Genomic DNA, 13,536 nt, shown 5'->3' with positions numbered 1-13,536 from the left:
AATTCGCCCTTGCATAACAAATATGGAGCATATACATGGCGTGGAATCAGCCCGGTAATAACGGACAAGACCGCGACCCGTGGGGAAGCAGCAATAATCAAGGCGGCAACTCTGGGGGAAATGGCAACAAAGGTGGTCGCGAGCAGGGGCCGCCGGATCTGGATGATATCTTCCGCAAACTGAGCAAAAAGCTTGGTGGCCTTGGCGGAGGAAAAGGTTCTGGCTCGGGTGGTAATTCCACTCAGAGTCCGCGCCCGCCGATGGGTGGCCGCGTGGTGGGCATTGTCGCCGCTGCGGTGGTAATCATCTGGGCAGCCAGCGGGTTCTACACCATTAAAGAAGCAGAACGCGGCGTGGTAACCCGTTTCGGTAAGTTCAGCCATCTGGTTGAGCCGGGCCTGAACTGGAAGCCGACCTTCATTGATGACGTGACCGCGGTTAACGTGGAGTCCGTCCGTGAACTGGCCGCCTCCGGCGTGATGCTGACGTCTGACGAGAACGTGGTGCGCGTTGAAATGAACGTGCAGTACCGCGTGACCGATCCAGAACGTTATCTGTTTAGCGTGACCAGCGCGGATGACAGCCTGCGTCAGGCGACCGACAGCGCCCTGCGCGGTGTGATCGGTAAATACACCATGGACCGTATTCTGACCGAAGGTCGTACCGTTATTCGTAGCGATACCCAGCGCGAGCTGGAAGAGACCATCCGTCCGTACAACATGGGTATTACTCTGCTGGACGTCAACTTCCAGGCTGCACGTCCGCCGGAAGAGGTGAAGGCCGCGTTTGACGATGCGATTGCAGCACGTGAAAACGAACAGCAGTACATCCGTGAAGCGGAAGCGTACACCAACGAAGTTCAGCCGCGTGCTAACGGTCAGGCGCAGCGTATTCTGGAAGAAGCGCGTGCGTATAAGACCCAGACCATCCTGGAAGCACAGGGTGAAGTGGCTCGCTTCGCGCGCATCCTGCCGGAATATAAAGCGGCTCCGGAAATTACCCGTGAGCGTCTCTATATCGAGACCATGGAAAAAGTGCTGAGCCACACCCGCAAAGTGCTGGTTAATGACAGCAAGGGCGGAAACCTGATGGTTCTGCCGCTGGATCAGATGCTGAAAGGCGGTTCTGCACCGGCAGCGAAAGACAACAGCGGTGCGAACAACCTGCTGCGTCTGCCGCCAGCCTCGTCTGGCAGCACCAGCGCGAACACAACGCCTTCTTCGAACGATGGTGACATTATGGACCAACGCCGCGCTAACGCGCAGCGTAACGACTACCAGCGTCAGGGGGAATAAGGATGCGTAAGTCAGTTATTGCGATCATCATCATCGCACTGGTCGTGCTCTACACCTCAATCTTTGTGGTGAAAGAGGGCGAGCGTGGGATCAAGTTCCAGTTCAGCAGCGTCGTGCGTGACGGTGACAAGCGTCCGGTGATTTATGAGCCGGGTCTGCACTTCAAGATCCCGTTCATTCAGTCAGTGAAAACGCTCGATGCGCGTATCCAGACCATGGATAACCAGGCCGACCGTTTCGTGACCAAAGAGAAAAAAGACCTGATCGTTGATTCCTACATCAAATGGCGCATCAGCGATTTCAGCCGCTACTTCCTGGCAACGGGCGGTGGTGACGTTTCTCAGGCAGAAGTGCTGCTGAAACGTAAGTTCTCTGACCGTCTGCGTTCTGAGATTGGTCGTCTGGATGTGAAAGACATCGTGACAGACTCTCGCGGTCGTCTGACGCTGGAAGTGCGTGATGCGCTGAACTCCGGTTCTGCGGGCACTGAAGATGAAGTCGAAACCCCGGCGGCTGATGATGCGATTGCCAAAGCGGCTGAACGCGTTCAGGCTGAAACCAACGGTAAAGTGCCGGTGATCAACCCGAACAGTATGGCGGCACTGGGTATCGAAGTGGTTGACGTGCGTATCAAGCAGATCAACCTGCCAGCGGAAGTATCCGAGGCGATCTACAACCGTATGCGCGCCGAGCGTGAAGCGGTAGCCCGTCGTCACCGTTCACAGGGTCAGGAAGAAGCGGAAAAACTGCGCGCGGCAGCGGACTATGAAGTCACCAAGACGCTGGCGGAATCTGAGCGTCAGGGTCGTATCCTGCGCGGTGAAGGTGATGCCGAAGCGGCGAAGCTGTTTGCCGATGCATTCAGTCAGGATCCAGACTTCTACGCCTTTATCCGTAGCCTGCGTGCTTACGAGAATAGCTTCAAGAGCAACCAGGATGTGATGGTGCTCAGCCCGGACAGCGATTTCTTCCGTTATATGAAGACGCCGGCCAACGCAACGCGATAAACTCAGGCTCGTTTGAGTATTCAAACCACCGCTCTTCACGGAGCGGTGGTTTTCTTTTATGAGGATGAAAAATGAATTCTACGATCTGGCTCGCGCTGGCTCTGGTTTTGGTGCTGGAAGGCCTCGGCCCGATGCTCTATCCGCGCGCCTGGCGTCGGATGATCGCGACAATGAGCCAACTGCCGGACACTATTTTGCGTCGTTTCGGCGGCGGTCTTGTGGTTGCCGGTATCGTTATCTACTACATGTTGAGGAAAACGATTGGCTGATCAAAAACTAACCGCAATTGGCATATTTTAGGGTCAAAAAGTGCTGTATATCTGAAAAAGCGATGGTAGAATCCATTTTTAAGCAAACGGTGATTTTGAAAAAAATGGGTAACAACGTCGTCGTACTGGGCACCCAATGGGGTGACGAAGGTAAAGGGAAGATTGTCGATCTTCTGACTGAACGGGCTAAATATGTTGTACGCTACCAGGGCGGTCACAACGCAGGCCATACTCTCGTAATCAACGGTGAAAAAACCGTCCTCCATCTTATTCCATCAGGCATTCTTCGCGAAAACGTCACCAGCATCATCGGTAACGGCGTTGTGCTGTCTCCCGCTGCGCTGATGAAAGAGATGAAAGGTCTGGAAGACCGTGGTATCCCTGTTCGTGAGCGTCTGCTGCTCTCCGAAGCCTGCCCGCTGATCCTGGACTATCATGTGGCGCTGGACGTGGCGCGTGAAAAAGCGCGTGGCGCGAAAGCCATCGGCACCACCGGTCGTGGTATCGGCCCGGCTTACGAAGACAAAGTTGCACGTCGCGGTCTGCGCGTGGGCGACCTCTTCGACAAAGCGACCTTCGCTGAAAAACTGAAAGAAGTGATGGAATATCACAACTTCCAGCTGGTGAACTTCTACAAAGCTGACGCTGTTGACTACCAGAAAGTGCTGGATGACGTCATGGCGATCGCAGACATTCTGACCGGTATGGTTGTTGATGTGTCCGATCTGCTGGACCAGGCGCGCAAGCGTGGCGATTTCGTCATGTTTGAAGGTGCGCAGGGTACGCTGCTGGACATCGACCACGGTACCTATCCGTACGTAACGTCCTCTAATACCACCGCGGGTGGCGTGGCAACCGGCTCCGGCCTGGGCCCACGTTATGTGGATTACGTTCTGGGCATCATCAAAGCGTACTCCACTCGCGTGGGTGCGGGTCCATTCCCGACCGAGCTGTTTGATGAAACCGGCGAGTTCCTGTGCAAGCAGGGTAACGAGTTTGGCGCGACTACCGGTCGTCGTCGTCGTACCGGCTGGCTGGACGCGGTTGCTGTGCGTCGCGCCGTGCAGATCAACTCCCTGTCTGGCTTCTGCCTGACCAAGCTGGACGTACTGGACGGCCTGAAAGAAGTGAAAATCTGCGTAGGCTACCGTATGCCGGATGGCCGCGAAGTGACCACCACGCCGCTGGCCGCTGACGACTGGGAAGGCATTGAGCCAATCTACGAAACCATGCCGGGCTGGTCTGAGACCACCTTCGGTGTGAAAGAGCGTAGCGGCCTGCCACAAGCTGCGCTGGATTACATCAAGCGTATTGAAGAACTGACCGAAGTGCCGATCGATATTATTTCTACCGGCCCGGATCGTACTGAAACGATGATCCTGCGCGACCCGTTCGACGCATAATCTTCGTGACTGCTGGCCTGCGGGGAGACCCGTAGGCCGGATAAGCGCAGCGCCATCCGGCGACCGCTCCTGGATCTCCGCTTTTTCGCCCCGTCTGTCAAATAAATTAGCCGCTAACTATCTGGCTGGTTTATCATCATTAATGAATATCTCTGCGGTTTAACCGCGTTTTCCCTTTTTCCTGAGGTTGATGTGCAGTTAACAAGTTTCACCGATTACGGCTTACGCGCGCTGATTTATATGGCGTCGTTACCCGATGGGAAGATGACCAGTATCTCTGAAGTCACAGAGGTATACGGTGTGTCCCGTAATCATATGGTCAAAATAATCAATCAACTTAGTCGTGCCGGATACGTTGCTGCCGTCCGCGGGAAGAATGGAGGGATCCGTCTCGGTAAACCGGCACAGAGTATCCGTATTGGCGATGTGGTACGTGAACTGGAGCCACTATCTCTGGTGAACTGTAGCAGCGCGTTCTGCCACATTACGCCCGCTTGCCGCCTGAAACAGGCGCTTTCAAAGGCCGTGCAAAGTTTTCTCATGGAACTGGATAACTACACGCTGGCTGATTTGGTTGAAGAGAATCAACCACTTTATAAATTATTGCTGGTGGAATGAAGAAAATTTCCACCGGAGCTGACAACGGAGGAACCGACATGTCACAAGATCCTTTCCAGGAACGCGAAGCCGAAAAATACGCGAATCCTATCCCCAGCCGCGAGTTCATCATTGAACACTTAACAAAACGCGAAAAACCCGCCAATCGTGAAGAACTTGCCGTTGAATTAAACATTGAAGGTGAAGAGCAAATTGAAGCCCTTCGCCGCCGCCTGCGCGCCATGGAGCGCGACGGCCAACTGGTCTTTACCCGCCGCCAGTGCTACGCGCTGCCGGAACGCCTCGACCTGCTGAAAGGCACCGTTATTGGTCACCGCGACGGCTTTGGCTTCCTGCGCGTGGAAGGCCGTAAAGACGATCTGTACCTCTCATCTGAACAGATGAAGATGTGTATCCACGGCGACCAGATCCTGGCGCAGCCGCTGGGCGCTGACCGTAAAGGCCGCCGCGAAGCGCGCGTGGTGCGCGTGCTGGTGCCAAAAACCAGCCAGATTGTGGGCCGCTATTTTACCGATGCGGGCGTCGGCTTTGTGGTGCCGGACGACAGCCGTCTGAGCTTCGATATTCTGATCCCACCTGAAGAGGTGATGGGCGCGCGCATGGGCTTTGTGGTGGTGGTAGAACTCACCCAGCGCCCAACCCGTCGCACCAAAGCGGTGGGTAAAATCGTCGAAGTGCTGGGCGATAATATGGGCACCGGCATGGCCGTCGATATGGCGCTGCGTACCCATGAAATTCCGTACGTCTGGCCGAAAGCGGTTGAAGATCAGATTGAAAACTTGCGTGAAGAAGTGCCGGAAGAGTCCAAAGCTGGCCGCGTCGATCTGCGCTCCCTGCCGCTGGTCACCATTGATGGTGAAGACGCCCGCGACTTCGATGACGCCGTGTACTGTGAGAAAAAACGCGGTGGTGGCTGGCGTCTGTGGGTGGCTATCGCTGACGTAAGCTATTACGTGCGTCCGCACACGCCGCTGGATAACGAGGCGCGCAGCCGCGGAACGTCGGTGTACTTCCCGTCGCAGGTGGTACCGATGCTACCGGAAGTGCTCTCTAACGGCCTCTGTTCCCTCAACCCGCAGGTGGACCGCCTGTGTATGGTCTGCGAAATGACCATCTCCAGCAAAGGTCGGCTGACGGGCTACAAGTTCTACGAAGCGGTGATGAGCTCCCATGCGCGCCTGACCTACACCAAGGTCTGGCATATGTTGCAGGGCGATCAGGATCTGCGCGAACAGTACGCGCCGCTGGTCAAACACATTGAAGAACTGCACAACCTCTATAAAACGCTGGATCAGGCGCGCGAAGAGCGCGGTGGGATCTCGTTTGAGAGTGAAGAGGCCAAGTTCATCTTTAACGCCGAGCGTCGCATCGAGCGTATCGAGCAGACCCAGCGTAACGATGCTCACAAGCTGATTGAAGAGTGTATGATCCTGGCGAACATCTCGGCGGCCCGTTTCGTTGAGAAAGCCAAAGAGCCTGCGCTGTTCCGTATCCACGACAAGCCAACCACGGAAGCCGTGACCTCATTCCGCTCCGTACTGGCTGAACTCGGCCTGGAGCTGCCTGGCGGCAATAAGCCTGAGCCACGCGATTACGCCGAGCTGCTGGAATCCATCAGCGATCGACCTGACGCGGAAATGCTGCAAACCATGCTGCTGCGCTCCATGAAGCAGGCGATTTACGATCCGGAAAATCGGGGCCACTTTGGCCTGGCGTTGCAGTCTTACGCGCACTTTACCTCGCCGATCCGCCGTTATCCGGATCTGTCGCTGCACCGTGCGATCAAGTATCTGCTGGCGCATGAGCAGGGGCATAAAGGCAACACGACTGAAACCGGTGGGTATCACTACTCCATGGAAGAGATGCTGCAACTGGGTCAGCACTGTTCCATGACCGAGCGCCGTGCGGATGAAGCGACGCGCGACGTGGCGGACTGGCTGAAGTGTGACTTTATGCTGGATCAGGTTGGTAACGTCTTTAAAGGCGTGATTGCCAGCGTCACCGGCTTTGGTTTCTTCGTGCGTCTGGATGAGCTGTTTATCGACGGTCTGGTGCACGTTTCCAGCCTCGATAATGATTACTACCGTTTCGATCAGGTCGGTCAACGTCTGATCGGCGAATCCGGCGGCCAGACCTACCGTCTGGGCGATCGGGTGGAAGTGAAGGTTGAAGCCGTAAATATGGACGACCGTAAGATCGACTTCAGCCTCATCTCCAGCGAGCGTGCTCCGCGTAACGTCGGCAAAACCGAGCGTGAGAAAGCGAAAAAAGGCGGCAACGGTAAAGCGGGCGGCAAGCGACGTCAGGCAGGTAAAAGAGTAAACTTTGAGCCAGACAGCGCCTTCCGTGGTGAAAAGAAGCAGAAGCCCAAGGCGGCAAAAAAAGACGCCCGAAAAGCGAAAAAGCCGTCGACTAAAACCCAGAAAATAGCGGCCGCGACCAAAGCGAAGCGCGCGGCGAAGAAACAGCAGGCGGAGTAATTTCCCCTCACCCTGACCCTCTCCCCAACGGGAGAGGGGAAATATTTATTACGAGAACCATCAATGAGTGAAATGATTTACGGCATCCACGCGGTGCAGGCCCTGCTGGAGCGCGCACCGGAGCGTTTTCAGGAAGTCTTTATTCTGAAAGGGCGCGAGGACAAACGTCTGATGCCGCTGATCCACGCGCTGGAAGCGCAGGGCGTCGTGATCCAGCTGGCGAACCGCCAGTATCTGGATGAGAAAAGCGAAGGCGCGGTGCACCAGGGGATCATTGCCCGCGTGAAGCCGGGCCGTCAGTATCAGGAAAACGATCTGCCGGATCTGATCGCTGAGCTGGATAACCCGTTCTTCCTGATCCTTGATGGCGTAACCGACCCGCACAACCTGGGCGCGTGCCTGCGTAGCGCCGATGCAGCAGGCGTGCATGCGGTGATTGTGCCAAGAGATCGTTCCGCGCAGCTTAACGCGACCGCTAAAAAAGTGGCCTGCGGCGCGGCGGAAAACGTTCCGCTGATCCGCGTGACTAACCTGGCGCGCACCATGCGTCTGTTGCAGGAAGAGAATATCTGGATCGTCGGCACGGCCGGTGAAGCGGATCACACCCTGTATCAGAGCAAAATGACCGGCCGCATGGCGCTGGTGATGGGGGCAGAAGGTGAAGGCATGCGTCGCCTGACCCGCGAGCACTGCGACGAGCTGATCAGCATTCCGATGGCGGGCAGCGTGTCATCCCTGAACGTTTCCGTTGCAACGGGCATCTGCCTGTTTGAAGCGGTGCGCCAGCGCGGATAGCCTGTTATGCCGGGTGGCGGCTTCGCCTTACCCGGCCTACAAAGGCACGGTACCGTAGGCCCGGTAAGCGCAGCGCCACCGGGCATTTACCTCACTCCTCTAACGACCGCAAATGGTCATCCTTCCTCAGCGTCATCAGCGCGAAAATACTCACCACCGCCGTTGCCATCACGTAGTAGGCCGGAATGTCCAGGTTGCCCGTCTGCTTAATCAGCCCGGTAATGATTAACCCCGCACAGCCCGAAAAAATCGCGTTCGATAACGAATAGGCCAGCCCCAGCCCGGTATAACGCACGCGCGTGGGGAACATCTCAGACAGCATTGCCGGTCCCGGCCCTGCCAGCATCCCCACCAGACCGCCCGCAATCAGTACCACCATCGCTTTAACTGCCAGCGTACTCGATTCTGCCTGCAAAATTTTCAGCAGCGGCAGGGCGAGGATCAGCAGGAGCACGGTGGCGATAATCATCACCGTTCGCCGCCCGATCCTGTCGCTCAGCATGCCCGACGGAATGATAGTAAGCGCAAATCCAATGTTAGAAATCACCGCAATCAGCAGCGCCTGGTTAAAACCGGTGTGCAGCGCAGATTGCAGATAGGTCGGCATAATCACCAGATAGGTATACCCCGCCGCAGACCAGACCATCACCCGGCCAATGCCCATCAGAATGGTTTTGAACGTGGCGGCGGTGCTGGCCTGAGTCATAACCGGGTTTTCCCGTTGCTGCACAAAGCTCGGCGTCTCTTCCATGCTCACCCGCAGCCATAGCGCGACCGCACCCATCGGCAACGCCAGGAAGAACGGAATGCGCCAGCCCCAGTCGTGCAGGGCGTCAGGAGAGAGAAGGGCAGAGAGCAACGCTACAATGCCTGCGCCCGCTAACAGCCCGAGCGCCACGGTGAAGGACTGCCATGCCCCGTAAAGGCCGCGCTTGCCGCGCGGGGCGAACTCTGTCATTAACGAAACCGCACCGCCGTACTCTCCGCCCGCGAACAGTCCCTGGAGAATACGCAGGAGCGTGACGATCAGCGGCGCGGCAATGCCGATGCTGGCGTAGACCGGTACAATGCCAATAGCGGCGGTGGCGAGCGTCATCAGTATCAGCACAATAATCAGCGTCGGCTTGCGGCCAATCCTGTCGCCAATGCGGCCAAAGACCACCGCACCCAGCGGGCGGAAGAAGAAGGCGATGGCGAACGAGGCCCAGGTGAAGATCAGGCTGGTCAGCTCCGCTTCCCCTTCAAGCTGGAAGAAGTTTCTGGCAATGACGGTTGCCATAAAACCGTAAACCGCAAATTCATACCACTCAATGAAGTTGCCGATGGAGCCTGCAATTAATGCACGCTTGTGCGCATCCTGTTGCATAACGATCCTCACAAAAACGGGGTAAGAATAAATTATTCAGCATTAGCGAAGTAATGAAATAGTTTATTCTTATGTTCTGTGAGCTATTTCACGGATGATATCAACACGATCGCCATCGTGTGACTCCACTCCCATGCAGCGTGTTTGCCCTCTGTCCATACTTACCTTTATTGCCAATGAAAGGAGGGAGACAGCATGCACTGGCAGACGCATACCGTTTTTAATCAACCTGCACCGCTATCGAACAGCAACCTTTTCCTCTCTGATTGCGCCCTGCGCGATGCGGTAGCGCGTGAAGGGGCTGAGTGGGATCTGGATCTTCTTGCCAGCATCGGACAGCAGTTGGGCACGGCGGAGTCGCTGGAACTGGGCAGGCTGGCGAACGTTAACCCGCCGGAACTGCTGCGTTATGACGCCACGGGAGCGCGGCTGGATGACGTCCGCTTTCATCCGGCATGGCATCTTCTGATGCAGGGGCTTTGCGCCAACCGGGTACACAACCTGGCGTGGGAAGAGGCGGCGCGAAAAGGATCGTTCGTCGCCCGGGCCGCGCGTTTCGTGCTGCATGCTCAGGTGGAGGCGGGAACGCTATGCCCGGTGACCATGACCTTTGCCGCCACGCCGCTGCTGCAACAGTTGCTGCCCAACCCCTTTCAGGACTGGTTAACCCCGCTGATGAGCGATCGTTACGATCCCCATCTCGCCCCGGGCGCGCAAAAGCGCGGCCTGCTGATCGGCATGGGGATGACGGAAAAGCAGGGCGGTTCGGACGTGCTCAGCAACACCACCAGAGCAGAAAAATGCAGCGATGGCAGTTACCGGCTGGTGGGGCACAAATGGTTTTTCTCCGTACCGCAGAGCGATGCGCATCTGGTGCTGGCACAGGCGAAAGGCGGATTGTCCTGCTTTTTTGTCCCGCGTTTCCTGCCCGACGGGCAGCGCAACGCGGTGCGTCTGGAGCGTCTGAAGGACAAGCTCGGCAACCGCTCGAATGCCAGCAGTGAGGCTGAGTTTCTCGATGCTTCCGGCTGGCTGCTGGGCGAAGAGGGAGAAGGCGTCCGGCAAATTCTGAAGATGGGCGGGCTGACGCGCGTCGACTGCGCGCTTGGCAGCCACGGACTGATGCGCCGTGCGCTCTCGGTGGCGCTTTATCATGCCCATCAGCGGCAGACCTTCGGCAAGAATCTGATCGACCAACCGTTAATGCGCGAGGTGCTAAGCCGGATGGCGCTGGTACTGGAAGGGCAGACGGCGCTGCTGTTCCGACTCGCCCGGGCGTGGGACAACCGTACCGATCCGCAGGAAGCCGCATGGGCGCGGCTTTTCACGCCGGCGGCAAAATACAGCGTCTGCAAAGCGGGCATACCGTTTGTGGCAGAGGCAATGGAGGTGCTGGGTGGCGCAGGCTATTGCGAAGAGAGTGAGCTTCCGCGGTTGTACCGTGAAATGCCCGTTAACAGCATCTGGGAAGGCTCTGGCAATATTATGTGCCTCGATGTCCTGCGCGTGCTGGCGAAGCAGCCAGGCATTCTCGACCTGCTCGCCGATGATTTTGCGCAGGTAAAAGGCCAGGACAGGCACTTCGATCGCAGCTGGCGGCAGCTACAGCAGAAGCTACGCAAACCACAGGAAGCGCAGGGCAGGGAGATCGCGCAGCAGCTCTTTTTACTGGGCGCCGGAAGCCAGATGCTGCGGCACGCATCGCCGCCCGTGGCGCAGGCGTGGTGCCGCATGATGCTGGATGCCCGGGGCGGCACGCTGATGAGCGAGCAGGTGCAAAACGACCTGCTGCTGCGCGCCACGGGCCGGGTCGGTTAAGCCTTCAGCTGGAACAGGCTCACCAGCCGGGTGAGGTGCGACCCCTTCTCGCGCAGCGTCTGTGCCGTCTGCTCGCTGCGTGAGATACGATCGGCATTAATATGCGATGCCTCACCGATGTGCGTCATCGCCAGATTCACCTGGCGAATCCCCGCAGACTGCTCGCGGGACGCGTGATTGATCTCGGTGACAAGCTGGCTGATGTTATCGATATGAACAATGATGGAGTCCATCGCCAGGCGCGTTTTTTCAGACAGCGCGTGGCCTTCGCTTACCTTGTTCAGCGTGTCGCCAATCAGCTGTTCAATCTCTTTAACCGCGTTGGCGCTGCGTGCCGCCAGGGCGCGCACTTCCTGCGCCACCACGGCGAAACCTTTGCCGTGTTCGCCCGCCCGCGCCGCTTCTACCGCCGCATTGAGCGCCAGAATATTGGTCTGGAAAGCGATGGACTCAATCACGCGGGTGATGTCTTCAATGCGTTTTGATGCGTCGCGAATATCATCCATGGTGGATACCGCGTGGGTCACCGTCTCTCCACCCTGATGCACCGCGCGCGAGGTTTCACCCACCAGCTGCTGCGTTTGTTCCATGTTAGCGGCGTTTTGCTGCACGGTCGCGGCTAACTGCTCCATGCTGGCGGATGTCTCCTCAACGCTGCTGGCCTGCTTGTTGATCTGCTCAGAGATCTCGCCGGTGTCTGAAGCCAGCGCGTTAGTTCCCAGATGGATCTCGCCTGCGGCCTCGCGGACCTGCAACACGATTTTTTGCAGACCGCCGCCGATGCCGTTAATGGCGTCAACCAGCTGGCCGACTTCATCCTGTCGCGTGACCGGCAGGCTGGCACGCAGATCGCCTGCGGCATACTGCCGGGCAAGCTCGATTACCGCGCGCAGCGGGCGGGTCAGCATCCGGCGAATGAGGATAACGAACAGGCCCGCGAAGAGCGCGGATAACACCACGCCCGCCATCAGGAAGCGATCGCGCAGGGTGGTGACGCTTGAAAGCAGTAAGGCCTTGTCCACTTCACCCACGATGGTCCAGTTCCAGCCCGCCAGCGGCGTGTAGGCGACTTTGAGCGTACGGCCATCCGCGCTCACGCGTTCCAGCGTGCCGGGTTTATCACTCAGAAGCTGCTGCTGCGTCGCGGCGTCCCAGGCGGGCAGTTTGCCCTCTTCGCTGGCGTGGAACAGGTACTGTCCGCGCGTTTTACCGCTGCTGCGGTCCAGCACGTAGAAATGACCGCTCTCGCCCAGACGACGGTTAAGGATTTTCTCGCGCATGACGTTCCACGAATGGGTGATGTCCACGCCGACAAAGATAATCCCGATAACCTGACCTTCCGCGTTCTTAACAGGCTGATATTGCGTGATGTAACGCTTGCCGAACAGCAGAGCGAGACCACGATAGACTTCCCCTTTCGTGACGGCGGCAAATGCCGGGCTGGTGGTATCCAGAACGGTTCCGATCGCGCGGTCACCGTTCTCTTTGCGCAGCGACGTTGCCACGCGAATAAAATCGTTACCGCTGCGGACAAACAGCGTCGAGATAGCCCCCGTTCGGCTCAGGAAGTCATCAGAAAGCGTATTGTTTTCATGCAACTCCGTTTCACCGCCCTTCAGCAGAGGAACGGTAAGGCCGTTAATGGTCCGGCTCTGGCTGCTGTCGCTGTTCAGTGGCTGTGGCAAAAAGGTGGTGAACAGACGGGTATAGCTCTCGACCTCTTCGCTCAGGCTGGTGTTGAACATCTCTACCATATCCACCATGCCGGTAGACTGGTTATGCAGGTCTTCAACCGCAAGATCTTCAAGCTGCTGGCTGGCGTTGTGGCTCAACAGGAAAGTGAACAGCAAAAAAAGCGTGGCGACACTTGCACCTGTAAGCAGCGATAGCTTCGTGCCCAGACCTGCCCGACGGAAAAAAGTGATCATAAATTGCTCATCATTGAAAAGGTATGGCTGTTCAACGGCAGAGCGGAGAGAACGTTTATCTTTTTACTGTAACCGAATGTTACAGAATTGTTTTTATTGCGTTTCTGGAGAGATAAAAAATTTGCAAAAGTGAAAAGCCACTAAAATTAAGTGGCTTTTATCGGAAGGGATTATGCATAAAGAATGGCCTGCACGCGCCAGAGATTAACATGGTGATCTTCCTGCATCTGGACGATGCGATACCAGGAGGCACCCTGTTCATCAGCCTTCAGGGCGACGACACGTTCCACGTCTTGCGGACTCCCCGTTATATTGCTAACGGAGATCTGACCAATCTCGTTCAGGCCCGTGACGCAATCCGCGCTGGCAAATTCGGCTGACTGCGCCGTGGTGCTCAGCAGGCCTGCTGAAAGTAATAGCGTCGTTAAAGCAAGGGTTCGTTTCATCGTCAGCTCCTTTTCACGTGTCTCCGGTATCCGCCGGGCAATCCTTCGCGAATAAACGCATTTCCATTGTTGCTGGCATGCAGTTTATTGTGGACAGGAAAATGTCTACGG

Annotated in this window: 11 protein-coding genes; 8 read left to right on the top strand and 3 right to left on the bottom strand. The window is 57.0% G+C overall.

Annotation, left to right across the window (positions count from 1 at the left end):
- Positions 1-35: 35 nt before the first annotated feature.
- The 7 genes from hflK (at position 36) to rlmB (ending at position 7,867) form a co-directional block, all read left to right on the top strand.
- A complete protein-coding gene (gene hflK / locus N5C09_RS16830) occupies positions 36-1,295 on the top strand; it encodes an FtsH protease activity modulator HflK (RefSeq protein ID WP_063450931.1) in 1,260 nt (419 codons plus the stop codon).
- A gap of 2 nt (positions 1,296-1,297) precedes the next feature.
- Positions 1,298-2,302 (top strand): protease modulator HflC, encoded by a 1,005-nt coding sequence (gene hflC, locus N5C09_RS16825; RefSeq protein ID WP_063450930.1) that lies wholly within the window; start codon positions 1,298-1,300, stop codon positions 2,300-2,302.
- 71 nt (positions 2,303-2,373) lie between these two features.
- A complete protein-coding gene (locus N5C09_RS16820) occupies positions 2,374-2,571 on the top strand; it encodes a DUF2065 domain-containing protein (protein WP_063450929.1) in 198 nt (65 codons plus the stop codon).
- A 104-nt stretch (positions 2,572-2,675) separates the two neighbouring features.
- Positions 2,676-3,974 (top strand): adenylosuccinate synthase, encoded by a 1,299-nt coding sequence (locus tag N5C09_RS16815; protein ID WP_006178975.1) that lies wholly within the window; start codon positions 2,676-2,678, stop codon positions 3,972-3,974.
- 192 nt (positions 3,975-4,166) lie between these two features.
- Positions 4,167-4,592: a nitric oxide-sensing transcriptional repressor NsrR gene (gene nsrR / locus N5C09_RS16810; RefSeq protein ID WP_063450982.1), complete on the top strand. Its 426-nt coding sequence runs from the start codon at positions 4,167-4,169 to the stop codon at positions 4,590-4,592.
- Positions 4,593-4,630: 38 nt separating this feature from the next.
- The gene (rnr, locus tag N5C09_RS16805) at positions 4,631-7,072 is read left to right on the top strand and encodes a ribonuclease R (RefSeq protein ID WP_064910249.1); all 2,442 of its coding nucleotides are present in this window, start codon (positions 4,631-4,633) and stop codon (positions 7,070-7,072) included.
- 63 nt (positions 7,073-7,135) lie between these two features.
- Positions 7,136-7,867: a 23S rRNA (guanosine(2251)-2'-O)-methyltransferase RlmB gene (gene rlmB, locus N5C09_RS16800; RefSeq protein WP_003856001.1), complete on the top strand. Its 732-nt coding sequence runs from the start codon at positions 7,136-7,138 to the stop codon at positions 7,865-7,867.
- Positions 7,868-7,958: 91 nt separating this feature from the next.
- Here rlmB and N5C09_RS16795 read toward each other — a convergent pair whose 3' ends face one another.
- Complete coding sequence (locus tag N5C09_RS16795; RefSeq protein WP_279749492.1) at positions 7,959-9,233, bottom strand: MFS transporter; 1,275 nt, start codon at positions 9,231-9,233, stop codon at positions 7,959-7,961.
- A gap of 195 nt (positions 9,234-9,428) precedes the next feature.
- Between N5C09_RS16795 and N5C09_RS16790 the strand changes: the two genes are divergently transcribed.
- Positions 9,429-11,051: an isovaleryl-CoA dehydrogenase gene (locus N5C09_RS16790; protein ID WP_279749491.1), complete on the top strand. Its 1,623-nt coding sequence runs from the start codon at positions 9,429-9,431 to the stop codon at positions 11,049-11,051.
- Here N5C09_RS16790 and N5C09_RS16785 read toward each other — a convergent pair.
- Both N5C09_RS16785 and yjfN read right to left on the bottom strand, forming a co-directional pair.
- Positions 11,048-12,979, bottom strand: a complete 1,932-nt coding sequence (locus tag N5C09_RS16785) for a methyl-accepting chemotaxis protein (RefSeq protein WP_279749490.1) — start codon at positions 12,977-12,979, stop codon at positions 11,048-11,050. The two genes, N5C09_RS16790 and N5C09_RS16785, sit on opposite strands and share 4 nt — an antisense overlap.
- Before the next feature lie 170 nt (positions 12,980-13,149).
- Positions 13,150-13,425, bottom strand: a complete 276-nt coding sequence (gene yjfN / locus N5C09_RS16780; protein ID WP_279749489.1) for a DUF1471 family protease activator YjfN — start codon at positions 13,423-13,425, stop codon at positions 13,150-13,152.
- Positions 13,426-13,536 lie beyond the last annotated feature (111 nt).

Source organism: Enterobacter sp. GD03975, assembly GCF_029838645.1.
GTDB classification, from domain to species: domain Bacteria; phylum Pseudomonadota; class Gammaproteobacteria; order Enterobacterales; family Enterobacteriaceae; genus Enterobacter; species Enterobacter quasihormaechei.
The sequence above is the reverse complement of the archived record's forward strand: the minus strand, read 5'-3'. Positions and strand labels throughout refer to the sequence as shown.